Source organism: Bordetella genomosp. 9 (genome assembly GCF_002261425.1).
Classification (GTDB): Bacteria; Pseudomonadota; Gammaproteobacteria; order Burkholderiales; family Burkholderiaceae_B; genus Bordetella_C.
In genome coordinates, this window is the sequence record NZ_NEVJ01000003.1 from 346,377 (window position 1) to 369,985 (window position 23,609).

Annotated in this window: 19 protein-coding genes and 1 pseudogene; 4 read left to right on the forward strand and 16 right to left on the reverse strand. The window is 68.2% G+C overall.

Translation table 11 applies throughout. The annotated features are described in order from the left end of the window. Positions 1 to 21: 21 nt before the first annotated feature. The 7 genes from CAL26_RS12810 to CAL26_RS12840 form a co-directional block, all read right to left on the reverse strand. Entirely contained in the window at positions 22 to 1,026 is a 1,005-nt protein-coding gene (locus CAL26_RS12810; RefSeq protein ID WP_218831587.1) for a zinc-binding dehydrogenase, read from the reverse strand. Between the two features lie 59 nt (positions 1,027 to 1,085). Then, complete coding sequence (locus CAL26_RS12815) at positions 1,086 to 2,075, reverse strand: ABC transporter substrate-binding protein (RefSeq protein WP_086064819.1); 990 nt, start codon at positions 2,073 to 2,075, stop codon at positions 1,086 to 1,088. A gap of 56 nt (positions 2,076 to 2,131) precedes the next feature. Further along, complete coding sequence (locus CAL26_RS12820) at positions 2,132 to 3,025, reverse strand: ABC transporter permease (RefSeq protein ID WP_094847301.1); 894 nt, start codon at positions 3,023 to 3,025, stop codon at positions 2,132 to 2,134. After that, positions 3,022 to 3,765: an ABC transporter ATP-binding protein gene (locus CAL26_RS12825; RefSeq protein ID WP_094847302.1), complete on the reverse strand. Its 744-nt coding sequence runs from the start codon at positions 3,763 to 3,765 to the stop codon at positions 3,022 to 3,024. Before CAL26_RS12825 ends, CAL26_RS12820 begins: the two co-directional genes overlap by 4 nt. After that, positions 3,762 to 4,508, reverse strand: a complete 747-nt coding sequence (locus tag CAL26_RS12830; protein WP_094847303.1) for a GntR family transcriptional regulator — start codon at positions 4,506 to 4,508, stop codon at positions 3,762 to 3,764. The genes CAL26_RS12825 and CAL26_RS12830 overlap by 4 nt, the downstream gene beginning before the upstream one ends. A 195-nt stretch (positions 4,509 to 4,703) precedes the next feature. Beyond that, positions 4,704 to 5,039: a cupin domain-containing protein gene (locus CAL26_RS12835; RefSeq protein ID WP_256988625.1), complete on the reverse strand. Its 336-nt coding sequence runs from the start codon at positions 5,037 to 5,039 to the stop codon at positions 4,704 to 4,706. A 116-nt stretch (positions 5,040 to 5,155) separates the two neighbouring features. Further along, positions 5,156 to 5,914 carry an SDR family oxidoreductase gene (locus CAL26_RS12840; protein WP_094847304.1) on the reverse strand — a complete coding sequence of 253 codons (759 nt, stop codon included), beginning with the start codon at positions 5,912 to 5,914 and terminating at the stop codon, positions 5,156 to 5,158. A gap of 118 nt (positions 5,915 to 6,032) precedes the next feature. On the opposite strand from CAL26_RS12840, the gene CAL26_RS12845 reads away from it, so the two are divergent. Beyond that, positions 6,033 to 7,628 (forward strand): winged helix-turn-helix domain-containing tetratricopeptide repeat protein, encoded by a 1,596-nt coding sequence (locus tag CAL26_RS12845; RefSeq protein ID WP_094847305.1) that lies wholly within the window; start codon positions 6,033 to 6,035, stop codon positions 7,626 to 7,628. 97 nt (positions 7,629 to 7,725) lie between these two features. Here the strand turns inward: CAL26_RS12845 and CAL26_RS12850 are convergent, their stop codons facing one another. The 4 genes and pseudogenes from CAL26_RS12850 to CAL26_RS12865 form a co-directional block, all read right to left on the reverse strand. Next, positions 7,726 to 8,829 (reverse strand): DUF1615 domain-containing protein, encoded by a 1,104-nt coding sequence (locus CAL26_RS12850; RefSeq protein WP_094847306.1) that lies wholly within the window; start codon positions 8,827 to 8,829, stop codon positions 7,726 to 7,728. A gap of 110 nt (positions 8,830 to 8,939) precedes the next feature. After that, positions 8,940 to 10,451 (reverse strand): efflux transporter outer membrane subunit, encoded by a 1,512-nt coding sequence (locus tag CAL26_RS12855; RefSeq protein ID WP_094849846.1) that lies wholly within the window; start codon positions 10,449 to 10,451, stop codon positions 8,940 to 8,942. Between the two features lie 22 nt (positions 10,452 to 10,473). Then, on the reverse strand, positions 10,474 to 12,054 hold the full coding sequence (locus tag CAL26_RS12860) for an MDR family MFS transporter (protein WP_094847307.1): 1,581 nt from the start codon (positions 12,052 to 12,054) through the stop codon (positions 10,474 to 10,476). After that, positions 12,047 to 13,193: pseudogene (locus CAL26_RS12865) on the reverse strand (HlyD family secretion protein). Before CAL26_RS12865 ends, CAL26_RS12860 begins: the two are co-directional and overlap by 8 nt. Positions 13,194 to 13,355: 162 nt before the next feature. Here CAL26_RS12865 and CAL26_RS12870 point away from each other — a divergent pair. Next, entirely contained in the window at positions 13,356 to 14,099 is a 744-nt protein-coding gene (locus CAL26_RS12870; RefSeq protein ID WP_094847308.1) for a CerR family C-terminal domain-containing protein, read from the forward strand. Positions 14,100 to 14,193: 94 nt separating this feature from the next. On the opposite strand, the gene hmpA is transcribed toward CAL26_RS12870, so the two are convergent. Next, positions 14,194 to 15,375 (reverse strand): NO-inducible flavohemoprotein, encoded by a 1,182-nt coding sequence (gene hmpA / locus CAL26_RS12875; protein ID WP_094847309.1) that lies wholly within the window; start codon positions 15,373 to 15,375, stop codon positions 14,194 to 14,196. 213 nt (positions 15,376 to 15,588) lie between these two features. Here hmpA and norR point away from each other — a divergent pair, with 213 nt between their 5' ends. Continuing rightward, entirely contained in the window at positions 15,589 to 17,262 is a 1,674-nt protein-coding gene (gene norR / locus CAL26_RS12880; RefSeq protein ID WP_094847310.1) for a nitric oxide reductase transcriptional regulator NorR, read from the forward strand. Between the two features lie 81 nt (positions 17,263 to 17,343). Here norR and phrB read toward each other — a convergent pair whose 3' ends face one another. Next, on the reverse strand, positions 17,344 to 18,780 hold the full coding sequence (gene phrB / locus CAL26_RS12885) for a deoxyribodipyrimidine photo-lyase (RefSeq protein ID WP_094847311.1): 1,437 nt from the start codon (positions 18,778 to 18,780) through the stop codon (positions 17,344 to 17,346). A 129-nt stretch (positions 18,781 to 18,909) separates the two neighbouring features. After that, positions 18,910 to 19,860, reverse strand: a complete 951-nt coding sequence (locus tag CAL26_RS12890) for a ketopantoate reductase family protein (RefSeq protein WP_094847312.1) — start codon at positions 19,858 to 19,860, stop codon at positions 18,910 to 18,912. Positions 19,861 to 20,029: 169 nt separating this feature from the next. Between CAL26_RS12890 and CAL26_RS12895 the strand changes: the two genes are divergently transcribed. Continuing rightward, on the forward strand, positions 20,030 to 20,614 hold the full coding sequence (locus CAL26_RS12895; protein WP_094847313.1) for a biliverdin-producing heme oxygenase: 585 nt from the start codon (positions 20,030 to 20,032) through the stop codon (positions 20,612 to 20,614). On the opposite strand, the gene CAL26_RS12900 is transcribed toward CAL26_RS12895, so the two are convergent. After that, on the reverse strand, positions 20,615 to 23,110 hold the full coding sequence (locus CAL26_RS12900; RefSeq protein ID WP_094847314.1) for a response regulator: 2,496 nt from the start codon (positions 23,108 to 23,110) through the stop codon (positions 20,615 to 20,617). Next, entirely contained in the window at positions 23,107 to 23,586 is a 480-nt protein-coding gene (locus CAL26_RS12905; RefSeq protein ID WP_094847315.1) for a response regulator, read from the reverse strand. The genes CAL26_RS12900 and CAL26_RS12905 overlap by 4 nt, the downstream gene beginning before the upstream one ends. Positions 23,587 to 23,609: the final 23 nt, after the last annotated feature.

Here is a 23,609-nt window from a genome sequence, read left to right on the forward strand (position 1 = left end):
CGGACGTGGCCACGGCGCGCGTCAGGGATTGACGATCACCTTGCCCAGCACTTCGCGGTCGCGGATCAGGGCCAGGCCTTCGGCGGCCTGTTCCAGCGGCACGGCGCGGTCGATCAGCGGATCGACGGTGCCTTCCGACACCATGTCCAGCAAGGCCTTCAGGTTCTCGTCGTAGAAGCTGTTCGAACCCTTGATGTTCAGCTCGAAGCTCCACACGTAGCGCAGGTCTTCCTTGGGATCATGGCCGGCCGTCGCGCCGCACACCAGCAGCGTGCCGCCGCGCTTCAGGCACTTCAGCGAAGGCAGCCAGGTATCGCCGCCCGTAAAGTTGATGACCACGTCCACGCCGCCCTCGTAGTTGCGGCGTTGGGGCTTGCCGTACTGGCCGATGGCCCACTTGCTGAAATCCGTTTCGCGGTAGTTGATCAGGTGGTCGGCGCCCAGCGACTTCAAGCCCTGCAGCTTGGAATCGCTGCCGGCGCAGGCGATGACTTCCGCGCCCAGCTGCTTGGCCAGGATGACGCAGGCGGTGCCCACGCCGCCGCTGGCGCCCAGCACCACCACCTTGTCGCCGGCCTTGACCGTGTTGTGCGTGATCAGCATGCGGTGCGCGGTGCCGTAGGCCACCGGCAGGGCCGCGGCATCGTCGAAGCTGACGTTGTCCGGCATGGCGATCAGCTGCCCGGCCGACACCAGGCAGTATTCGGCCATGCCGCCGTCCAGCATCTCGCCCATCAGGCCCTTGCCCTTGTTCAGCGGGTTGACCAGCACGCGGTCGCCAACCTTCCAGCCTTCCACGCCTTCGCCGACTTCGGCGATTTCACCGGCCATGTCCAGGCCGATCACCACCGGCAGCGGCACCTTGATACCGGGCATGCCCTGTACCGTGAACACGTCGTGATAGTTGAACGACGACGCGCGCACGCGGATGACGACGTGGCCCGCCGTGACGGCGGGCACCGGCTTGTCCGTCACGACGTGGAGTTGGTCGAGTCCGCCGTGCTGGTCCAGGACCAGGGCTTTCATGGTTTTGTTCATGGATGCTTTTCCTTTGGTGCCGGCGAAAATGGCCGGGATAACTTGGATTACTTGATGGATTTCGATTGCTGCCAAGGGCCCGTGACGAACAGGTCGTCCTTCAGGGCGCCCTTGATGACACCGGTCTCGGTAAAGACCTGGTGTTCGCGCTTGAGCGTGTCGATGTCGGATTGCTCGAACGAAATGCGGTACATGTCGTTCCACAGTCCGGCGTAGACCTTGGCGTCGTTTTCCGGCAGGTTGGCCGATTTCTGCAGGATGGCGATGACCTCGGGCTGGTGGGTCTGCGCCCAGGCCAGGGCGTTGCGCATGCCGGCAAGCACGCGGGCGACGACTTCCGGATGGGCCTGCACGTATTCGCTGCGCACGGTGCCGATCCCGATGTAGGGCACCGAATCGCTCTTGGTCAGCTTGCGCCATTCGTCGGCGAAGCTGCCCAGCTTGGTCACCTTCAAATCGGTGAGCTGCGCCACCGTCACGGAACGCAGCGCCGACGCATCGACCTGTTTCTGCACCAGGAATTGCGCCAGCCTGGATTCGTTGCCGCCGACCAGCGAGAAGTCATTGGGCTTGATGCCGTAGTTGCCGGCCAGGATGGCCCCCGCGATTACCGCCACCGAACTGCCGGCGGGCGACATGCCCACCTTCTTGCCGCGCAACTGGTCCAGCGATTTGATCGGCGAGCCTTCCGGCACCACGAATTGCACGTCGGCCGGCTGGGTCGCGGCGAACACCTTCAAGGGCACGCCTTCGGCCGCGCTGCTGAACACGCCGGCGGCCGGCGCACCGTAGGCCAGGTCGATGGAGTTGGACGCCAGCGCGCGCAGCGGCGCGTTGACGTCGGGAAAGCGCAGGAACTCGACGTCCAGGTTCTGCTGCTTGAGGAAAGGCGTGGCTTCCAGCACCGCGCCGAAACCCAGGCTGACGCCGCTGCTCCAATAGCCGATACGCACCTTGTCGGCAGCCTGCGCGCCGGTCGCGCCGGTGGCCGCGGCAAGCGCGAGCAGCGCGGCGAAAAGGGGTTTTCTCCATTGCATGATGTGGCTCCAGTGTGTCGGCGGGTTGGGTCGGTGAATGGGGCGTGGGCAACTCGTCAGAGCGGCTTCCAGCGGAAGAGCCGGCGTTCCAGCGGCTTGAGCAAGCCGCCTTCGAAGATCAGCATCAGCACCACCAGCAGCAATGTCCAGGCGAAGACCTGATCGGTCTGCACCAGATCGGCCGCCTGGCGCAGGCGATAACCGATGCCGTCGGAGGAGCCCAGCGTTTCGGCCACCAGCGACACCCGCCAGCCGAAACCAAAGGCCAGCCTGGCGCCCGAAAAGAAGTAGGGCAGGATGGTGGGCAGATAGATTTTCCGCAGGATCTGTGCCCGCGACATGCGGAAGCTGCGCGCCAGGTCCACGTGCAGCTTATCGACGTTCTGCGAGCCTTGCCAGACATTGGTGAGAATCAGCGGCATGGCCGTCATGAACACCACGAAAATGGTGGTGGCGTTGGAGATGCCGAACCAGATGATGGCGAAGACCGCCCAGATCGCCGACGACACGGTATTCATGACGGCCAGCAGGGGATCGAAAAAGGTCGCCAGCACGCGGCTGGAGCCCAATGCCAGCCCCAGCGGCGTGCCCACCACGGTGGCCAGCGCGAAGCCGATGACGATGCGCGTGAGCGTGGTCAGCACGTCGTGCGTGAAGGTCGCGGACTGCGCCAGGTTGACCAGCGCCTGCAAGACCTTTTCCGGACCCGGCAGCACGAAAGCGGGCACGTGCGAGGCGGCCATCGTCCACAGCAGCAGGAATACGATGGCCAGCGCGGCGCGCTGCGCGAACAGCCAGCCCAGGCGGCGCCAGGGCCTGTCCGATGCCTGGGTGCGCGACAGGCTGATCGTGGACGCGCCGATGTCCGTCGCGCTCGCACCCAGGCCTTTGCCGGCGGCGACGCCGCGCACGGCGGTGCTGTCGGTACTGCCGTTGATCCCGTCGCTCATTCCTGCACCTTCATGCGCAATTGGCGCGTCTGTTCGGCGACGTCGCGATCCGTGGGGTGACGCGGGCGCGCCAGCATGACGGGGTCGATCTCGCGGATGCGGCCCGGCCGCGGCGCCATCAGCACGATGCGGTCCGCCAGGATCACGGCCTCTTCGACGTCGTGCGTGACGAACAGCACGGTCATGTTCTTGATGCCATGGATGCGCAGCACTTCGTGGTGCATCTGGGTGCGCGTCTGCGGGTCCAGCTTGGAAAACGGTTCGTCCATCAGCAGGACGTTGGGCTCCACCACCAGGCTGCGTGCCAGCGCGACGCGGCTGCGCATGCCGCCGGACAGCTGGTGCGGCCAGGCGTCGGCGAATCCCGCCAGGCCGACCAGGTCCAGCACCGCGTCGGCCCGGCGATGCCGCTCGGCCTTGGCGACATTGGTCGCTTCCAGGCCGAAGCCGACGTTGTCGCGCACGCTGCGCCAGGGCAGCAGGCGGTCTTCCTGGAACAGGTAGGCCATGCGCCGCCATTCGCGATAGGACGCCTGCGGCTGGCCGCCCAGCAGGATGTCGCCGCCATCGTAGGGCTCCAGGCCCGCGACCATGTTCAGCAGCGTGCTCTTGCCGCAGCCGGAAGGGCCGAGCAGGGCGACGATCTCGCCCTGGCCGACGCTGAAGGAAATATCGCGCAGGACTTCCAGCGCGCCGAAGTGCTTGGACAGGTGCCGTACATCCAAGGCATTGCCACTCATCGTCCGCTCCCGTTCAGCCCCGCCGGAACGGGGATGATCGCCCCGGTCTGCGTGAGGCTGGCATAGAGTTTCTCCAGGGTCATGACCTGGAAGGTTTCGATATGGCGTCGGGCGATGGTCTCCGCTCGCTTGCCGTCGCCTTCGGCCAGCGCATCGATCATGGCATTGTGGTCGTGCTTGATTTCCGGCTTGGTGCGTTGCACGCCGAAGCCCAGCGCCACCAGCCGCGACATCTCGTCCATCAACTGGCTGAGCAGCTTGTAAAGGCGGTCGTTGCCGCAGGCGGCCGCGATGGCCAGGTGGAAAGCCTTGTTGGCATCCATGAAGGCGTCGATCTGGTCGCTCAATTGCAGGACCGGGTGCTGGACGCGGCATGCGGCTTCCAGGCGGCGCAGCTGCTCGACGTCGACGCGTCCCGCGGCCAGGCGCGCCGCCAACGGTTCGACCTGCACGCGCAGCGTGAAGACTTCTTCGACGTCGCGCAGCGTGATCGGGGAAATCTGGTATCCCTTGCGTGGCTTGGATCGGACGAAGCCTTCCTGCGCCAGGCGCACCAGCGCGATGCGGCAACTGGTCTTGCGGATGCCGTAGGCCTGCATCAGTTCAGGCTCGGTCACGAAGGCGCCGGGCGCCAGCCGGCAAGACAGCACGTCGCGCCGGATGCGCGCATAGGCATCGTCGCCGGAGCTCACATCGGAGCGGGCGGCGGCGGGGCGGGCGGCCTGCAGGGCTGAAACGGGCATGGTGGCGGGGCTTCATCCACGCTGTGAGCAGCTCACAGCGAGCGTGAAATAGGTCTACAACACCACCATTCTAGGGATGACCGGGGTAAAGGCTAACTAAGAAATTACCCTAAGCATATGCCTGCAGCTTAGTTTGTTCGCGGGGAAATACCCCTGCCGGGAATAAGGGGGAAGGGTTTTCCCGGGCGAGCGTGGCTATTGAATGGGCGTAAGAATGGGCTCGCCTTTGTTCTTCAGCAGCAGCACGATGAATCTGGCCGGCTGCGTCGCGCTGGCATTGCGCCCGATGGTATGCACGTCCGTCGGACCTTCGTAGAAGGTTTCTCCGGGGCCAAGAGTGACCGGCGTGCCGCCTTCCAGGCCCATGACGATCGAGCCCTCAAGTACATAGACGAAGGCGTGGGCGTCATGGCGGTGCACCGGGTCCACCGCGCCGGGCGGATAGTCGACCTGGATCAGCACGGCCTCCTTGCCAGGGTAGTCGGCCAGGGCCTTGCCCATCAGTTCGGTGACCTGCGCCATGGGCGCCATGGGCGCCGTATCGGTCGCGGCGTGGGCCGGGTGCCGCGCGTGGGCGGGCGCCGCAAAGGCGGCGCAGAGCAGCAGCGCGGCGGGGAGTCTGGCATATGTCATGGTGCGCTCCTTGATCATGCCCGGCCCGCGACGCCGGCCAGCCAGTCCTGGTAGCGGGTGGCGCCGATGTGGGCGTCCTTGCCGGCGGTCAGCGAGCGGTCGTCCAGCACCGAGCCGAAATAGCGGGCGCGCACGTCGGCGACGATCTGCGGCGTGGCGTCATGCCGCGCCGCGAGGTATTGGCGGGCGAGTTCGTCCAGCGGGATCAGGTCGGGGCCGGCAACTTCCAGCATGCCGTTGGCCGGCGGCAGCACGGCGACTTCGGCCAGCCGCGCCGAGGTGTCGTCGGACGCCACCGGTTGCAGCAGGGCGGGCGACAGGTGCACGGCGTCGTCGCCCCCGCTGGACTTGATGATGCCGTCGACGAATTCGAAGAACTGGGTGGAGCGCAGGATGGTGTAGGGGATGCCCGAGTCCTTGATCAAGGCTTCCTGCGCCACCTTGGCGCGCATGTAGCCGTTATCGGGCAGGCGATCCGCGCCCACCACCGACAGGGCGACGTGATGCCGGACGCCGGCGTCCGCTTCCGCGGCGAGCAGGTTGCGGCCGGCCGTCTGGAAGAAGGCCATGACGGCCTGGTCCTCGAAGGACGGCGAGTTGGAGACGTCCACCACGGTGTCCGCGCCCTGGATCGCGGCGGCGATGCCGGCGCCGGTCAACAGGTTCACCCCGGTGCTGAGCGACGCGGCCCCCACCTCGTGGCCCTGCAGCCGCAGGCGCTTGACGACATTGGACCCGATCAATCCGCTGGCCCCGATAACGACGATTTTCATGGTGTGGCGACTCCGTGGTTGTTCGGCCGTCGATATGGCGACCGTTGTATGAACTATGCGCGGGGCCGCTGTGGAATACTTTGCCGAAACCTTGGATTTCCCTTGGAAAGGAGACTGGATGCCGCTGGCGTTCGAGGATTGCATGCTGGATATCGACCGGCGGGAGCTTCACCGTGCATCCCGGGTGGTTGCCACCACGCCGCAGGTTTTCGATCTGCTGGTTTACCTGGCGCGGAACTGCCAGCGGGTGGTCACGCGCGATGACTTGCTGGACGTGGTCTGGGGCGGACGCGTCGTGTCGGAATCGACGCTGGCCAGCCACATCAACGCGGCGCGCAAGGCCGTGGGCGACAGCGGTCAGCTGCAACGGGTGATCAAGACCGTCCCGCGCAAGGGATTCCGTTTCGTCGCCGACGTGCGCGACGCGGGCATGACGCCCGCCGCGCCATTGGTGGATGCCGGCGCCGTCGGCGTGGCGCCGGTCGCGCCGCCCACCGCGCCGCAAACTCCCGCCTTGCCCGACCGGCCGTCCATCGCGGTGCTCCCGTTCGTGAACCTGAGCGGCCAGGCCGACCAGGAATACCTGGCCGACGGTGTCGTGGAAGACATCATCGCCGCCTTGTCGCGGCATCGATGGCTGTTCGTGGTCTCGCGCAATTCCAGCTTCACCTACAAGGCCCGCGCGGTGGACGTCAAGCAGGTCGGCCGCGAGCTTGGCGTGCGCTATGTGCTGGAAGGCAGCTTCCGTCGCGCCGGGGCCCGCGTACGCATCACCGGGCAACTGGTGGACGCCGCGACCGGCGCGCACCATTGGGCGGGGCGCTTCGAGGGCGTGCTGGACGATATCTTCGCCCTGTACGACGACATCAGCGCCAGCGTGGTGGGCGCGTTGGCGCCGCAACTGGAACAGGTCGAGATCGAGCGGGCCTCGCACAAGCCCACCGGCAGCCTGGATGCCTACGACTATTACCTGCGCGGCATGGCCATGCTGCATCGGGGAACGCGCGACACCATCGCCCAGGCGCTGGGCCTGTTCCAGCAGGCCCTGGATGCGGACGCCGGCTTCGCCTCGGCCCACGCCATGGCGGCCTGGTGCCATTGCTGGCGCAAGGTCAACGGCTGGATGCCGGACCCGGCGCGCGACGTGGCGGAGGGCGTGCGGCTGGCCCGCCGCGCCGTCGAACTGGGCAAGGGCGACGCGGTGGCCCTGACGCGAGCCGGCCACGCGCTGGCGCATCTGGCCGGCGACCTGGACGGCGGCATCGCCCTGATAGACCGGGCACTGGTCCTGAATCCCAACCTGGCGTCGGCCTGGTTCCTGGGCGCGTATCTGCGCCTGTGGCGCGGCCATACCGACGACGCCATCGCCGCCTTCACGCGCGCCATGCGGCTGAGTCCGCTGGACCCCGAGACGTATCGCATGCAGGCCGGCACGGCCATCGCCCACCTGTTCGCCGGCCGTCACGAAGAAGCCGTGGCGTGGGCGGAAAAAGCCCTGCGCGAGCTGTCCGGCTTCATGCTGGCGCTGGCCGTGATGGCCGCGGGCCGCGCGTGGCTGGGCCAGGATGCCGCGGCGCGTCGGGATCTGGAGCAACTGCGGCTGGCCGGTCCGGCGCTGCGTATTTCCAACCTGACCGGCTGGCTGCCGATACACCGGACCGACGATCTGCGGATGCTTGCGGACGGCCTGCGCAGGGCGGGCTTGCCGGAGTGATGCGTCGATACAGTCAATACCGGGAGCGATCCCGCGCGCGCTCGGGGCGGGGCGGCGGCCAGTGTTCCGCCACGCGATGCCGAAACTGCCGCGTGGATCAGGCGTCGCGCGCCATGCAATCCTTCCAGCGCGTATTGACGCGCTCGGCGAACCACGCGGTGGTCAGCTGGCGCGTGATCTTCGGGCTCTGCAAGGTGATGCGCGGCAGCACCGCGCGCGGCAGCGGGGCGCCCGCCGACTTATCGGCGATGTCGAACACGCGCCGGTACAGCAGGGTTTTTTCGAAGTCCTGGCGGTCGCCCGCGCGCAGGTCGCGGCGGATCGCGTCTTCGCTCATGTCCAGGCGGCCGCGCAGCGCGCGAAGGGCGCGCTCGGTTTCGCCGGGTTCGACGGAATTCTCGCGCAGCACGTCGCCGTCCAGCGCCAGCGCGATGCCCGTGGCGCGGCTGACCGCGTTCTGGAAGGCCGCGTTGCGGCTGGCGTACCAGCCGGCGTTGTAGTCGGCGAAACGATAGACCATGGCGTCGTAGTTCGCCGGATAGCCCAGCAGATGCAGCGTGCCGAAGTAGACGCCGCCACGGCGGGTGAAGACTTCCTTGCGTACGCCCTGGTCCAGCGGATAGGGATAGCCCTGCGCGTGGGCCTGGGCGAAGTCGACGCTGACCTGCATGGGGCCGGCCGTGTGCACCGGGTTCAGGCCGCCGAACAGCTGGCGGCCCATGGGCACCATGCCGATGAAGTCCTCGTACATCTCGCTCAGGTCGCGCTCGGTGCGCACGCTGTCCAGGCGCTGGCTGTAGGTCTTGCCGTTGGGCGAGGTCAGGCCCAGGGCGGCATTGAGCAGCATGTCCGGGATATGCAAGCCGGCGGCGCGCCGGTTGATTTCCCCGCGCGCGATCTTCGGCAGGCCCGGCACGGCGGGATCGGCTCGGAAGCTGGATTCCTGGCCGATGACGGCGATGATGGCGCACTGGTTGGCGGGCGTGGCGGGAATGTCCTGCACGGTCAGGGCCACCTGGATATCGCGCGCCCAGCCCGCGGCGTCGTTGACGCCCGCCGGCAGGCGATGGGTCACTTCCGCGCGGATCTGGTCGGGGTTGGTGGGAGCCGTCCCGGTCGGCCTGGTGGCGCAGCCGGCCAGCCAGAGCAGAGCGGTGGCGATGCAGATGCGGCCCAGCGCGCGGTGGAAAGAAAGCGTCATTGTCGGTCCGTGGCAACGCGGTGCTTTTCAGGCCGCGCCTATGTGGCGGAGGCCGGGCACCGAGCCTTGCGATACTACGCGAGCCGAGGACCGTGCATCAACCGCGTGCCTCAACCCGCCTGCCAACCCAGCCCGAGGCTTTTCTGCAACGATACGTAGTCCTGCAGCAGCTCCGCCTGGCCGGCCACCACATCCTGCTGCGCGGCGAACTCGGTGCGTTCGGTATCCAGCAGGTCGATCAGCGTGGCCACGCCGGCGCCGTAGCGCTGGCGCGTCAGGTCGGCCGAACGCTGCGCGTAGTCCTGCACCTGGCGCAGCCGCACCAGATGTTCGCGCTGGTGGCCATAGCGCGACAGCGCGGTGTTCGCGTCCTGCAGCGCGGCCAGCACCGTATGGGCGTAGCGCGCTTCGGCTTCGTCGCGCGACGCTTCGGCGGCATGGATGGCGCCTTGCGTGCGGCCGAAGTCCAGGATGTTCCATTGCAGGTAGGGCACGCCCACCCAGCTGAAGTTTTCCTTGCGCGCCAGGTGGCCCAGCGTCGTGGCGCTGAAGCTGATGTCCCCGAACAGGGTCACCTTGGGGAACAGGTCGGCCACGTGTTCGCCGATCTGGGCGTTCGCCGACGCCAGTCGCCGTTCGGCGCCGCGGATGTCGGGGCGCTGCCGCAGCATCGCGGCGGGATCGCTGACCGTCACGCGGTCGGGCAGGGCGGGCAGCGGGGCGCGGGCGGTCAGTTCCTGGTCGAGGGCGCCGGGCTCGCGGCCGGTCAGCACCGCGAGACGGTCGAGCGATTCATCGATCTGGGCCTCCAGCGGCACTAGCGTCGCGCGGGTCGTCGACACCTGGGTGGACAGGCGCTGGACGTCGACGTCGGCCGCCGTGCCGCGCGCGCGCCGCTGTTCCGTCAAGTCCAGCATGCGCTGCTGCAGGTCGGCGGAGTCGCGCGCCAGTGCCAGCCGTTGCTGCTGGTCGCGCAGGCTGATGTAGGCCTGCGCGACTTCGGCCGCCAGCGATACCTGGGTGTCGGCAAGATCCGCCTGGACGGCGTCGGCCTCGGCGGACGCGGCCTCGACGGCGCGCCGGGTGCCGCCGAACAGGTCCAGTTCCCATGAGGCATCGAAGCCCGCGGTATAGAACTGGACCGGGCCCCGCCCGGACGAACCGCCGGAACCGTTGTCCGAACCGCCGCCGCCCTGCGATCCCTGCGTCAATGCCGACGTATCGGGCGCGCGGGTGCGCACCGCCGCGCCCAATGCGCTGACCGTGGGCATGCCGTTGGCCGTCGCCTGCTGCAGCTGGGCGCGCGACGCCCTGAGGCGGGCTTGCGCGGCATGCACGTCGGGGTTGTGCGCCAGGGCCTGCTCGACCAGGGCATTCAATTGCGGATCGTTCAGCGCCAGCCACCATGTGCTGGGCGCCGGACCGGTCTTTACCGCGTCGCGCGGCGCGCGCACGAAAGCCGTCTGGGTAAGCGCATCCGGCGCGGCGTCGGGCGCGCCGCGGTAGTCAGGGCCGACGGTGCAGCCGGCGAGCGTCAGCCCGGCCAGGACGGCGCTGGCCAGCGCCAGCCTGGTAACGACGGCGCTGGCCAGCGCCCGATGGGTCCGCGTTTCTGATTGCATGGCGTCGTGCTTCGACATAGGTTCAATGGCCGGCGCCGGGCGTACCGGGCCCGCGCGGCGTACGCAGCAGCAAGGCCAGCGGCACGCAGGCCAACAGGGCCAGCGCCAGCAGGAAAAAGGTTTCGGAATAGGTCATGACGGCGGCCTGCTGCTGGATCTGCGCGGCAAGCTGGCCCAGGGCCCGCATATGCGAATACGCCATATCGCCGGTCTGCGTGAACCAGTTGGCCGTGTTGGCGGCGATGCGGTCCTGGCCCAGCACCGAATTGGCGGTCAGCGATTCGCGCAGGATATGGTCATGGAAGGTGTTGCGGCGATCGATGACGATGCCGATCAGGGCCAGTCCCACCGAACCGCCCAGATTGCGGGCCATGTTGTACAGCCCGGCGGCTTCGCCGGATTCCTCGCGGGAAACCGCCGCCATCGACGCCTGGTTCAGCGGGAACATCGCCAGCACCTGCGCGATGCCGCGCAGCAGTTGCGAACCGTAGAAGTCGTGGCCCACGCTCTGCGCCGTCAGGCCGATGTCCATCAGGCAACTGCCGGTGAACATGAGCAGCCCGGCGATGACCAGGATGCGAAAGTCGACCTTGGCCAGCAGCCGGGGCAGCAGGGGCAGCATCAGGAAGGAAGGCAGCCCCGCCAGCAGCATGACTCCGCCGGACTGCTCCGCGTTGTAGCCCGCGATCAGGCTCAGGAACTGCGGCACCAGATAGGCGACCCCATACAGCCCGGCGCCGATCGCCACCACGATGATGATCACGCTGGCATAGTGCGGATTGCGCAGCAGGCTCAGGCGCAGGATGGGCTTGGCGGCCGTCAGCTGCGACACGCCGATCAGCACGAAGCCGACCAGGGTCACGATGGTCAGCGTGACGATCATGTTGGAGTCGAACCAGCGCTCGCGCTGGCCTTCTTCCAGGACCACCGTCAGGCTGCTCAGGCCGATGGCCAGGCCGACGATGCCCAGCCAGTCGGCCTTGAAGAATTCCGGCCAGCGCGGGCGCTCGGCGGGCAGGCCGCCCAGCAGCAGGACCACCAGGGCGACGCAGACCGGCAGGTTCACCAGGAAGCACCAGGACCAACTGATGTTTTCGGCGAGCCAGCCGCCCACCACGGGGCCGAGCAGCGGACCCAGCAGCACGATCAGGCCGAACAGCGTCATGCCCGCCGGCATCTGCGAACGCGGCAGGCGGGTACGGATGATGGTCTGCGCGGTGGGGATCATCGCGCCGCCGGTGAAGCCCTGGCCGAGACGCCCCGCGACCATCTGCGGCAGGCTGTGCGACAGGCCGCACATGACCGAGAACAGGGCGAACAGCACGGCATTGCCCAGCAGGAAATTGCGCAGGCCGAAGACGCGCGTCAGCCAGGCCGCCAGCGGGATCATGACGATTTCCGACATCAGGTAGCCGGTGGATATCCACGTGCCTTCGGTGCCGGTCGCGCCGATGGATCCCTGTATCTGCGGCAGGGCCGAGTTGGTGATGGAGATGTCCAGCGTCGCCATCAAGGCCCCCAGCGCGCCGCCGGCCACGGCCACCCAGTCCGCCGCCGTGGCGCGCGGTTCGGCGGCGCCGGACGGTTGCGTCGCGTCAGCCATGTTGCCGCGCCTGGCCGGCGTCGTTCTGGCCCGCGCTGTCCGCGCGGGTATCGACGTCGGCCGTCACCGACAGGCCGGGCACCAGCAGCCTGCGCGTATCCGCGTCCGCATCCACGCGGATGCGTACAGGCACGCGCTGGACGATCTTGGTGAAGTTGCCCGTCGCGTTCTCCGGCGGCAGCAAGGCGAACTGCGCACCCGTCCCGGGGGGCGAAGCTCTCGACCACGCCGCGCAGTTCCTGGTCGGGCAGGGCGTCGACATGCAGCGTCACCGCCTGGCCCGCCCGCATCCGGCCGATCTGCGTTTCCTTGAAATTCGCTTGCAGGTAGACGTCCTGCACGGGCACCACGGTCATCATGCGCGTGCCGGGCTGGACATACTGGCCGACGCGCACGCTGCGGTCGCCGACATTTCCCGACAGGGTCGCGCGCACCACGGTGTCCTGCAGATCCAGACTGGCCTGGCGGGCGCTGGCCTGCGCGGCTTCCAGTTGCGCGCGGGCCTGGGATATCTGCGCGGTGCTGACGGCGATCTGCGCCTGGGCAGCCTGCACGGCGGCCTGGTTGGCCGCCAGCGTGGCGGCCGCCTGGTCGCGTTCGTTGGCCAGGTTGGACAGCCGCTCGGTGGTTTCCGCGCCGGTGGCCGCCAGGGGCCGGTAGCGGCGCACCTCGTCGTCCGCATGTCGGGCGTTCAGCCGCGCCACGCGTTCCTGCGCCTCGGCCTGCGCGACGTTGGCGTTCTGCTGGCGGATTTCCGCCTGCGCACGATCGATGTCGGCCTGGCGGGCGTCGATGGTGGCCTGGGCCTGGTCGAGCGCGGCGCGGTATTGGCGGTCGTCCAGCCGCACCAACGGGTCGCCGGCGTGAACGGCCTGGTTGTCGCCGACATAGACCTGCGTGACGTAGCCGCTGACCTTGGGCGCGATGGTGACGCTGTCGGCCTGCAGATAGGCGTCGTCGGTGCTTTCGATGAAGCGTCCCACCAGCCACCAGTGCGTGCCCCAGGCAAGGGCGGCGACGAGCGCCACGGCGCCCACGCCCAGCAGGACGCCGCGACGGCGGCGCGGCCGTGGCTTGGCGGGATCCGCGCCCGGGGCGGACTGAGCGGGTAAAGTGGGCGATCCGGCGGTAGCAGACATGAGATGCGGGGAAGGAGAAGCGAAGATGCGTTGATCGTTGAATTTGGAGCGAATGGAATATTTTTATCGTTTGGAAGAAATTTATCAAGTGCTATATTTTGTCCGTGACACACCCGTGCAGGCGGCGGCCCACGCACCGCGGATGACACTGCGGAGACCAACATGAACGACAGCAAGCGCGGCCGGCGTCCGTCCGGCAGCGGGTATGCCCGTGGCGACGAGACTCGCCTGCGCATCATCGAAGCGGCGATCGAGCGGTTCGGCGAATTGGGTTTCGACGGGGCGTCCACGCGCGATATCGCGGCGCACGCGGGCGTCAACGCGCCAGCGCTGCAGTACTACTTCGAAAGCAAGGAAGGGCTTTACCGGGCCTGTGCCGAGCACATTGCCGACAACCTGCGCGTGGGCTTCGACCCGGCGATCGATGAGGCCTGGGCGGCGCTGGATGCCGGTGCCGATGCGGAGGTCCTGATCGACGCCTTCATACATATCCAGGACCAGATGGCCGACCGCGCGCTGCGCGCCTCCTGCGGCCCGGACCAGCGGCTGTTCTTCGCCCGCGAACACGCGGGGCACGAACCGCCCATCGCGACCGACATCATGCGTGAACGGGTGCGCAAGCCCCTGGGCGACGTCTGCGTGGCCTTGATCGCGCGTATCAGCGGCACCGACGTGGACGATCCCAAGACCATGGTGCGCGTGTTCACGCTGCATGGGCAGTTGGCGATCTTCCACACGGCCAAGCGCGGGGCGCTGTCGCTATTGGGATGGGAGGAAATCACTGCGGAGCGGGCGGCGCTTGTGAAGGAGACGGTGCGCGAGCAGACGCGCACCCTGTTGCGGCTCTGGAACAAGGAAGCGCAGGGCGCGCGCGGTCGCGGCTGTCGCGTCGCGGGCCGCCCCTGAGCCGGCCGCGCCTGAGCCCGCACGCTCTGGAGCGTGCCGCGTCCCAGCCGGCTGCGCCTGCGCCAGTGGCTCCTGATCCGGCCGCCGCGGCGCCCTACAGCGCCGCCGCCGGCCCGAAGAACTCGTAACGGCTGCGCGCGTCCGGCACGCCCAGTGCGGCCAGCGTCTTCTTCATGAAAGCCATGAACGGCTTCGGACCGACGAAATAGGCTTCCAGCTCGTCCGTGGCGGGCAGCCATGCCCGCAGTTGGTCGACCTGCGCGCGCCCCACGCCATCCGGCTTGCGCGCCGCGCCCGCGGCATCTTCGTAGCACACATAGTGGCGCAGCCTGGGATGCCGCGCGGCAAGCTGGTCGATGTAGTCGCCGAACGCATGGACGTCGCCATTGCGCGCGTAGTGGATGAAATGCACGGGACGGTCGCCGCTGTTCAAGGCCGCTTCCAGCATGGCCAGCACCGGCGTCACGCCGACGCCCGCGCTGATCAGCGCCAAGGGCCGCTGGTTGTCTTCCAGCACGAAGTCGCCGGCAGGCGGGTACACATCCAGCGTGTCGCCTTCGCGTATGCGGTCGTGCAGGAAATTCGACGCCGCGCCGCCCGGTTCGCGCTTGACGCTGATGCGGTACGCATCGCCGTCCGAGGCGCGCGACAACGAGTAGTTGCGGCGGATTTCCTGGCCATCGATATTCAGGCGCAGTCCCAGGTACTGACCCGGACGATGCGCCAGCAATGCGCCGCCATCGGCCGGCCGCAAATGAAAGGACGTGATTTCCGCGCTTTCCGCGACCTTGCGCGCCACCACGAAGGGGCGCGCGCCGCGCCAGCCGCCGGCTTCCTGTTCGCGCGCATCGTAGACGGCGCTTTCCGCCTGGATCAGCATATCGGCCAACTGCTGGTAGGCGGCCGCCCAGGCGGCGATCACCTCGTCCGTCGCGACGTCGGCGCCCAGCACTTCGCGTATGGCGCGCAGCAGGCAGGTTCCGACGATGGGGTAGTGTTCGGGCAGCACCTGCAGCGACACGTGCTTGTTGACGATCTGGCTGGCCAGGGGCGCCAGCGCCTGCAAGCGGTCGATATTGCGCGCGTACATCAGCACGCCATTGGCCAGCGCGCGCGGCTGCGCGCCGCTGGCCTGATGCGCCTGGTTGAACAGGGGGCGAACCTCGGGATACTCGGCCAGCATGATCTTGTAAAAGTGGGTGGTCAGCGCCTCGCCGCCTGTTTCCAGCAAGGGCACGGTGGCGCGGATGATGGCGAGCTGGTTCGAATCGAGCATGGTATGGACTCCTGGTTGGCCGCCGGATGGTTTCCACGCGGGCGGCGGACGGCCGCCGTGCGGCCGCTCTCCACCTATGCAACACCCATGCCAATTCCTTTCCCTGGGAGAACAGCCAAGAATAGATGTAATAAATAGAGTTTTAAAGACTCCATAAAGACAATTGAGGGTCGTAATGACCCATTATTCAGGTCCATGCGATATGCTGGCGGCATGCCGGAATCCATCCGATCCACTAGCCCCTTGCTGGGCGCCGTTATTCCGCTCGTGTCCGACCTGGCGCGCGAGCTGGCGCCCGCCGAACGCTATCGCCGCCTGCTGGAAGCCTTGCGCGCCTTGCTGCCCTGCGACGCGATCGGCCTGCTGCGCCTGGATGGCGACGCGTTGATCCCGCTGGCCATGCAGGGCCTGAGCCCGGACGCCATGGGCCGGCGATTCCGCCTCGATCAACACCCGCGGCTGCGGGCCTTGCTGCACGCCGGCGGCGCCATGCGCTTCCCGCCCGACAGCGATCTGCCCGATCCCTACGACGGCCTGGTGCAGGACGGCGGCGACCTGCACGTGCACGATTGCATGGGCTGCGCCATCACCGTCGGCCAGCGCAAGTGGGGGCTGTTGACGCTGGACGCGCTGAAGGCCGGACGCTTTTCGCGGCATGACCTGGCGGTGCTGGACGTCTTCGCCGGACTGGCGGCGGCCACCGTCACCGTGGCGGCGCGCATCGAACAACTGGCCGTCACGGTCGAGGACGAGCGCCAGCGCGCGGAAAGCTATCGGCTGGCCGCGAGCCAGCCGGCGCGGCGCCTGACCGGACAGAGCGCCACGTTCCGCCGCCTGATGAAGGACGTGGAGATGGTCGCCGCCAGCGACCTGACGGTGCTCGTGACCGGCGAAACCGGCGTCGGCAAGGAGCTGGTGGCGCAGGCCCTGCACGCCGGTTCTCCGCGCGCCGCCAAGCCGATGATCAGCGTGAACTGCGCGGCCTTGCCCGACAACCTGATCGAAAGCGAACTGTTCGGCCACGTGCGCGGCGCGTTCTCGGGCGCCGTGCAGGACCGTCGCGGCAAGTTCGAACTGGCCCACGGCGGCACCCTGTTCCTGGACGAAATCGGCGAGCTGCCGCTGAGCGCGCAGGCCAAGCTGCTGCGCGTGCTGCAGAGCGGACAGCTGCAGCGCGTCGGATCGGATCGCGAACACCTGGTGGACGTGCGGCTGATCGCCGCCACCAATCGCGACCTGGCCGAAGAGGTGCGCGCCCGCCGCATGCGCGCCGACTTCTACCATCGGATCACCGTGTATCCGTTGCGCGTTCCGCCCTTGCGCGAACGCGGCCGCGACGTGCTGCTGCTGGCCGGGACTTTCCTGGAAGAGAACCGCGCGCGCCTGGGCCTGGGCGGGGTCAGGCTGCAACCGGAGGCGCATGCGGTGCTGCAAGGCTACGGCTGGCCCGGCAATGTGCGGGAGCTGGAGCACGTCGTCAGCCGCGGCGTGCTCAAGGCCTTGGGGCGCCAGCCCGAGCGCCCGCGCATCCTGACGGTGACGGCCGACGACATGGACATCGAGCAGCCGGGCGGCTTGCGCGGCGGCGCCTGGCCGGGCGCGTTGATGCCCTTGCCCGGCGTGCAGGTATCGATGGCGGCGGGCGGGCAGACGCGCGATGGCGGACCCGATGCCGCGGCGCCGTCCCTGCAACAGATCCTGCAATCGGTGGAGCAGGCCGCCATCGAATCCTGCCTGGCGCGCCATGGCCACAACTGGAGCGCGGCCGCGCGCGAGCTCGGCGTCGATCGGGCCAACCTGCGGCGCCGCGCCGCGCGCCTGGGTATCCCGGTGCAAGGCAAGCCAGGGCGTCCCCGGCGCGCCACCGGCGAATCGCAGGATCGGTGATGCCGCGGGCAAGGCGACGGCGTGGCCGCCGCGGCGCCGGCGCGCCACTCGTCGTTGCGCTCTTGGTTGCGCGCGTCGTTGCTACCGCGCGGACTTCTTCGACGCGGCGGCGTAGGTCTCGATGGCGCGCATGCGGCTTTCCCGCAGGTCCACGATGCGTGCCGGATAGCCGCAGGCGGCCCGTTGCGCGTCCGAAGGCGAATGGATGTCGCGGTCGTCCAGCCCGGCCAGCTCGGGCAGCCAATGGCGCAGGAAGCGGCCGTTCGGATCGAACTTCTTCGACTGCGTTTCGGGATTGAATACGCGGAAGTAGGGCACCGCGTCGGTACCCGTCGACGCGCTCCATTGCCAGCCGCCGTTGTTGGACGCCAGTTCGCCGTCGATCAGGTGGGCCATGAACCAGGCTTCGCCCTTGCGCCAGTCCAGCAGCAGGTTCTTGCTCAGGAACATGGCGGTCATCATGCGCAGGCGATTGTGCATCCATCCCATGGCGGCGAGCTGCCGCATCGCCGCGTCGATGATGGGAAAGCCGGTGCGGCCATCGCACCAGGCGCGCATGTCGTCATCCGAGTCGCGCCAGGCAATCGCGTCCGTCTCCGGACGCATGGGGCGATGCATGGACAGCGGAGGATGGGCGGCGAGCAGGTGCTGGTAGAACTCGCGCCAGAGCAGTTCGGTGATCCACGTGCGTATGCCGGCGCGTCCGCTGTCCATCTCGCCATGATTGGCGGCCAGCGCGGCGCGCAGGCACGCGCCCGGCGAAATGACGCCGGCCGCCAGATAGGGCGAGAGGCGGCTGGTGCCGTCCACGCCGGGCAGATCTCGGCTTTCCACGTATCGGTCGATGGACGTCTCGATGAAATCATCGAGCCGGCGCATGGCGGCGTCTTCGCCGGCCGGCCACAGGCGGCGCAAGGCGTCGTCGGGTCCGGCGGCGTCGCCCAGCCAGTCCCGCACCGGCGGGATGGCGTCGGGCTGCACAGGCATGCGCGGCTGCGCCTTGGGTGTCGGTGCCGGCCGGGGCGGGGCGGCCGTGAGCCGTTCCCGGCATACCCTGGCATAGGGCGTGAAGACCTTGTAGCACTCGCCTTTGCCGGTCGTGACGGTGCCGGGCCGCAGCAGCGTGCCGCCGTGGTGCAGGTTCCACTGCACGCCATTGCGGTCCAGGCGCTCGGCGGCGCTGGCGTCGCGCCGCCGCTCGTTCACGCCCCATTCGGCATTGGCGTGCACGGCGCGGATATCGTGCCGCTGGCAGAAGTCCGCCAGGGCGGCTGGCGCACGCGACCAGTCATCGACCGCGCGGAATTTCAGCGGAATGTTCAATGCGGCCAGGCGCCGGCCCAGGTCTTCCAGGTTGCGGTGCCAGAAGTCGATCTTGGCGGGCGCGTCGCCATGCATGCGCCACTGTCCCGGAGCCGGCATGAAGAGCGCGACCGCCGGGCCCGCTTCCATTGCCGCCGCCAAGGCGGGATTGTCCTGTGCGCGTAGATCGGTACGAAACCAGATGAGAGCAGCCATGCCGCCATTGTCGCATCGACCGCGCCGTCGTTGCGGCAGGCGTGGTCGTGCCGATCACATCGACCGGCCGCCGCCTCTGCCTGCGCATCGCTCAGTGCGTCAGGCTTGCCGCATGGTCCCGCGCACGCCTTACCGCGTCAGGCCCGCCGCCACGTCGCCCGTCTCGCGCTGTCCGGCGTAGACCTGCAGCGCGCAATACGCCGTCCGCACGAGCGGCACCGCGATGCCATGGCGTTCGGCGCGCACGATCATGTCGCCGACGATGGCGTCGGCCTCCAGCCTGGGCGCGCGCTGGGCGATGTCGCGCATCATCGACGCCGCCCAGGTGGACTTGTCGTCCAGCAAGCGCGCGCCCAGGCGCTGCATTTCGTCGTCGGACAGCGCGTGGCCTTCCGCCACGGCGACCGCGCTACATTCCCGCATGGCCTGCACCATCAACTCGCGGCCATCCCGGGTCGCGAGTATGTCGGCAATGGTCCCGCGCATCAGGCAGTTCATCAGCGCGCCCGAGGCCAGCATCACCCACTTGTTCCACAAGGCCTGTTCGATATCGCCAGCCAGCGCGCGGTTGCCGGGCGAACGGGCGAACAAGGCGTACGCCGCTTCCGCCACGCCGCGCGCGGCCGGTGCGCGGGGGCCGATCTGCACCACGTCATTGGCGCCGAAATGGCGGATCGCGCCATCCGCGTCCAGCATGGTGGCGATGTAGGCCACGCCGCCCAGCACCCGCTCGCGTCCGTAGCGTTCGTCCAGCGCGTCGTAGACCGACATGCCGTTCAGGAAAGGCAGGATGGCGGCGGACCCGCCCATGGCGGGCGCGATATCGGCGACGGCGTCGTCCAGGTCATAAGACTTGCAGCTGAGCAGGACCAGGTCGTAGGCCGCGGTCAGCGCGTCGCGGGTCACGGCGCGCACCGGGCCGGCGTAATCGCCCAGCGCGCTGTGCACGCGCAGCCCATGTTCGCCCAGCAACGCCGCGCGCCGCGGCCGCACCAGGAAGGTCACGTCCGCGCCTGCTTCGAGCAGGCGCGCGCCGTAGTAGCCGCCGATGGCGCCGGCGCCGACAACCAGTATCTTCATGCTGTTCTCCAACTCATCCGCCGGCGATCCATGCGATGCGCGGCTCGCGCACGCCAGTACGGCGATGCATGACGGCAATTTAGTTGCATATGCCAATATCAGTCAAGCGGGGACGGCGCGGCTCCGCTATCATGGCCGCTGTCGATACTGCGGTCGGGAAATCTGCTTCATGGATGTGCACGCCACCCTGAAAGACGCCACGCGCGAGCGCCACGAACGCCTGGACGGTTCGCTGCGCATCGGCGCGGCCGATGCCGGTTATGCGGACTACGTGGCCTATATCGCCGCGCTGGGCGGCTGGCTGCGGCCGGTGGAAGATGCGCTATGGGCAAGGGACTGGCCCGCATCGTTGCAGCCCCAGGCGCGCCGCGACAAGTCGGCGCGCATCGACCGGGACCTGGCGGCGGCGCGCGCCCTGGGGGAACATGTACCCGTTGCCGCCGCCTGCGACCGCTTGCCGTCGGTCGGCCGCTCACGCGCCTACGACGCGGGCGTCATGTACGTCATCGAAGGTTCGCAACTGGGCGGCCGGATGATGGCCAAGCAGCTGCGGCAGGCGTGGCCGGATCGCGAGTTCCACTACATGGAGGGCTATGGCGCGGAGCTGGGCGCCTTATGGAAGGATTTCACGGCCTTCCTGCCCGAAGCGCTGCGCAGCCAGGCGGACCTGGACGAGGCCGTCGCCGGCGCCCGGGACGCCTTCGACAGCCTGGCGGACTGGCTGCGGCGCCAGGGCCAAGCCGGCAGGGATTGATCAGGCAGGCGTGACGCCCAGGTTCTTCAGCGCCTTGTACAGCCCGTCCAGTTCGTAAGGCTTCTGCACGAAGGCCACGCGCGTCGCGGCGGGCATGGCGGCGTCCAGTTCGACCTGCCCGTAGCCGCTGGCCACGATGATGGGCAGCCCCGGATGCCGTTCGGCCAGCCGGCGTATGAGCTCCTTGCCCGGCATATCGGGCAGGCCGAGGTCCACGATGGCGGCGCCCACGTCAGCGGCGCCGCTTTCCATGGCCGACAGGGCCTGCGCGGCCGTGGCGGCCTCGGCGACCTCATAGCCGAATTCCATCAGCGCTTCCGTCGCCAGTTCGCGCACCAGCTCGTCGTCTTCCACGATCAACACCCGGGCAGTTCGTGCCCCGGTCGCCGTGCCCGGTTGCGATACGCCCCCAGGCGCGACGTCGGCGGAATCCGGGCGCGGCGGCCGCGGCGCGGGCTGGTCGAGGATTTCACGCACGCGCTGCGCCAGGGCGTTGAAAGTGAAGGGTTTGGGCAAGAGCGCGACGTCGGGCGGCAGCTTGCCGTCATGGGTCAGCGTGCCTTCCGCGTAGGCGGACGTATACAGCACACGCAGGCCCGGCCGGATGGCGCGCGCGGCCTCGGCCAGGTCGCGGCCGTTCATGCCGCGGGGCAGGCCGATGTCCGTGAACAGCAGCGCGATATCGTCGCGTGCGCCCAGCCGTTCCAGGGCGGCCATGGCATCGCCGGCCTGAAGCACCTCGTACCCGAGCTCGGTCAGGGCCGCGGCCGAATGCGCGCGCACCGCCTCGTCGTCTTCCACGACGAGGATGGCCTCGCCATGCGTCGACAGGGGCAGGGCACCGTCGTGGACCCGTTCGCCGGCGCTGACCTGCGCGCCGACCTGGCGCGGCAGATAGATATGGACGGTGGTGCCGACGCCGACGGCACTGTCGATCGTGACATAGCCGCCCGATTGCTTGACGAAGCCGTAGACCTGGCTCAGTCCCAGGCCCGTGCCGACGCCGATGTCCTTGGTGGTGAAGAAGGGTTCGAACACCTTTTCGATCAGGTCTTCGGGTATGCCCGTGCCGGTATCCGACAGGCTGATGCGGACGTAATCGCCAGGCTCGGCGTCCAGGCCGGGCGTGCTTTCGTCCAGCTTGGTGTTGCAGGTTCGAATGACGATCTGGCCGCCGTCCGGCATGGCGTCGCGCGCGTTCACCGCCAGGTTCAGCAGCGCGCTTTCCAGCATGTGCGGGTCGATATGGGCAGGCCAGATATCGTCTTGCAGGTCGTTGCGCAGGTCGATTGCTTCGCCCAGCATGCGGGTCAGCATTTCCGCCGTCGCGGAGATCAGCTCGTTGACGTTCACGCTGCTGGGCTGCAGCGGTTGGCGCCGCGCGAAGGCCAGCAGGCGCTGCGTCAGCACGGCCGCGCGCTGCGCGCCCTGCTTGGCGTGGCCGAGCGCGGTTTCGATGCGTCGCAGGTCCAGCTTGCCGGCGGTGCCCAGCAACTGCCGCTCGAGCGTTTCCAGGTTGCCGAGGATGACCGTCAGGAAGTTGTTGAAGTCGTGCGCGACGCCGCCGGTCAACTGTCCGAAGGCTTCCATCTTCTGGGCCTGGCGCAGCTGTTCCTCGGCCTGGGCCCGCGCGGCGTCCGAATCGGCCCGCTGGCGCATTTCCTGCAGCAGGCGTTCGTTGGTCCGCAGCAGTTCGGCCGTGCGGCTCTGCACGATCTGTTCCAGTTCGTCGCGCGCCAGCTTGGCGTCCGTGACGTCGATATTGGTGCCGGTCAGGCCCAGGAAGCGTCCCATGCCGTCGAAGCGCGGCACCCCGCGGCAATCGAGCCAGCGCAGGCGACGCTGTGCGTCGATCACGCGAAGTTCGATGTGCAAAGGCTTCTGTTCGCGCACGGCTTCGTCGAAAGCCTTGATCAGCGCGGACATGTCCGGTTCATACACGACGCGATACCAGCCCTGGCCCAGCAGTTCGCTGGAGGGCAGGCCGAACATGACTTCGTAGTGCCGGTTGACGAAGACCACCTTGCCGCTGGCGTCCGTTTCCCAGATCAGGGCGGGCGCGGAGTCGGACAGCGCGCGGAAGCGCACTTCGCTATCGCGCAGCGCGACTTCGACGCGGCGCCGTTCGCGCCGGTCCTCGGCTTCCGAGAGGGCGCGGCGCGCGGCGCCGCCCAGCCTGTCCAGCCGCTGCTTGAGCACGTAGTCGGTGGCGCCGGTCTTCAGCGCCTTGACCGCGAGGTCTTCGCCGATGACGCCGGACACGAAGATGAAGGGCACTTCCGGCAGCTTGCGCGACGCCATGGACAAGGCTTCCCAGCCGTCGATGTCCGGCAGCGAGAAGTCGGAGATGACCAGCGAGATTCCGCCTTCTTCCAGGGCCTGGGCGTAGGTCCGCCTGTCGTGCACCCGCCGCAGGGGCCTGTCGCGCAACGCGTCCGCCAGATGATGCATCATCAACTCGGCGTCCAGGTCGTTATCCTCGAGCAGCAGGATCAAGGCAGTTCCCGGCCGTCGGCGCGCGATTTGCCGTTGCGGCGCGGCGGAGGCGGTTGATTCAGGATGGCCCAGAACATGCCGAGATTGCGGATCGCCTCGAAGAACTCCGAGAATTCGACCGGCTTGACGACGAAGGAATTGACGCCCGACTGGTAACTGTGCACCAGGTCTTTTTCTTCCCTGGACGAGGTCAGCATCACGACGGGGATCTGCTTGTGGTCGTTGTCGGACTTGATGCGTTCCAGCACTTCCAGCCCATCCACCTTGGGCAGCTTCAGGTCGAGCAGGATGACCGAGGGATCGCCCGGGGGACGCCCGGCATGGGCGCCACGGCGATACACGTAATCGAGGGCTTCGGCGCCGTCGCGCAGCACGACCACCTCGTTGGCGATATTGCACTGCCTGAGCGCCGTCAGCGTCAGCTCGATATCGTTGGGATTGTCTTCTACCAGCAGGATAGGCCGCAGATCGTTCATTTCAATTTTCTAAAGCCCTGCAC

What these genes read in the sequence shown, in the direction of transcription:
- CAL26_RS12810 (WP_218831587.1), bottom strand. Translation starts at nt 1,026, where the DNA reads ATGAAAGCCCTGGTCCTGGACCAGCACGGCGGACTCGACCAACTCCAC.
- CAL26_RS12815 (WP_086064819.1), bottom strand. Translation starts at nt 2,075, where the DNA reads ATGCAATGGAGAAAACCCCTTTTCGCCGCGCTGCTCGCGCTTGCCGCG.
- CAL26_RS12820 (WP_094847301.1), bottom strand. Translation starts at nt 3,025, where the DNA reads ATGAGCGACGGGATCAACGGCAGTACCGACAGCACCGCCGTGCGCGGC.
- CAL26_RS12825 (WP_094847302.1), bottom strand. Translation starts at nt 3,765, where the DNA reads ATGAGTGGCAATGCCTTGGATGTACGGCACCTGTCCAAGCACTTCGGC.
- CAL26_RS12830 (WP_094847303.1), bottom strand. Translation starts at nt 4,508, where the DNA reads ATGCCCGTTTCAGCCCTGCAGGCCGCCCGCCCCGCCGCCGCCCGCTCC.
- CAL26_RS12835 (WP_256988625.1), bottom strand. Translation starts at nt 5,039, where the DNA reads ATGGCGCCCATGGCGCAGGTCACCGAACTGATGGGCAAGGCCCTGGCC.
- CAL26_RS12840 (WP_094847304.1), bottom strand. Translation starts at nt 5,914, where the DNA reads ATGAAAATCGTCGTTATCGGGGCCAGCGGATTGATCGGGTCCAATGTC.
- CAL26_RS12845 (WP_094847305.1), top strand. Translation starts at nt 6,033, where the DNA reads ATGCCGCTGGCGTTCGAGGATTGCATGCTGGATATCGACCGGCGGGAG.
- CAL26_RS12850 (WP_094847306.1), bottom strand. Translation starts at nt 8,829, where the DNA reads ATGACGCTTTCTTTCCACCGCGCGCTGGGCCGCATCTGCATCGCCACC.
- CAL26_RS12855 (WP_094849846.1), bottom strand. Translation starts at nt 10,451, where the DNA reads ATGCAATCAGAAACGCGGACCCATCGGGCGCTGGCCAGCGCCGTCGTT.
- CAL26_RS12860 (WP_094847307.1), bottom strand. Translation starts at nt 12,054, where the DNA reads ATGGCTGACGCGACGCAACCGTCCGGCGCCGCCGAACCGCGCGCCACG.
- CAL26_RS12870 (WP_094847308.1), top strand. Translation starts at nt 13,356, where the DNA reads ATGAACGACAGCAAGCGCGGCCGGCGTCCGTCCGGCAGCGGGTATGCC.
- hmpA (WP_094847309.1), bottom strand. Translation starts at nt 15,375, where the DNA reads ATGCTCGATTCGAACCAGCTCGCCATCATCCGCGCCACCGTGCCCTTG.
- norR (WP_094847310.1), top strand. Translation starts at nt 15,589, where the DNA reads ATGCCGGAATCCATCCGATCCACTAGCCCCTTGCTGGGCGCCGTTATT.
- phrB (WP_094847311.1), bottom strand. Translation starts at nt 18,780, where the DNA reads ATGGCTGCTCTCATCTGGTTTCGTACCGATCTACGCGCACAGGACAAT.
- CAL26_RS12890 (WP_094847312.1), bottom strand. Translation starts at nt 19,860, where the DNA reads ATGAAGATACTGGTTGTCGGCGCCGGCGCCATCGGCGGCTACTACGGC.
- CAL26_RS12895 (WP_094847313.1), top strand. Translation starts at nt 20,030, where the DNA reads ATGGATGTGCACGCCACCCTGAAAGACGCCACGCGCGAGCGCCACGAA.
- CAL26_RS12905 (WP_094847315.1), bottom strand. Translation starts at nt 23,586, where the DNA reads ATGAACGATCTGCGGCCTATCCTGCTGGTAGAAGACAATCCCAACGAT.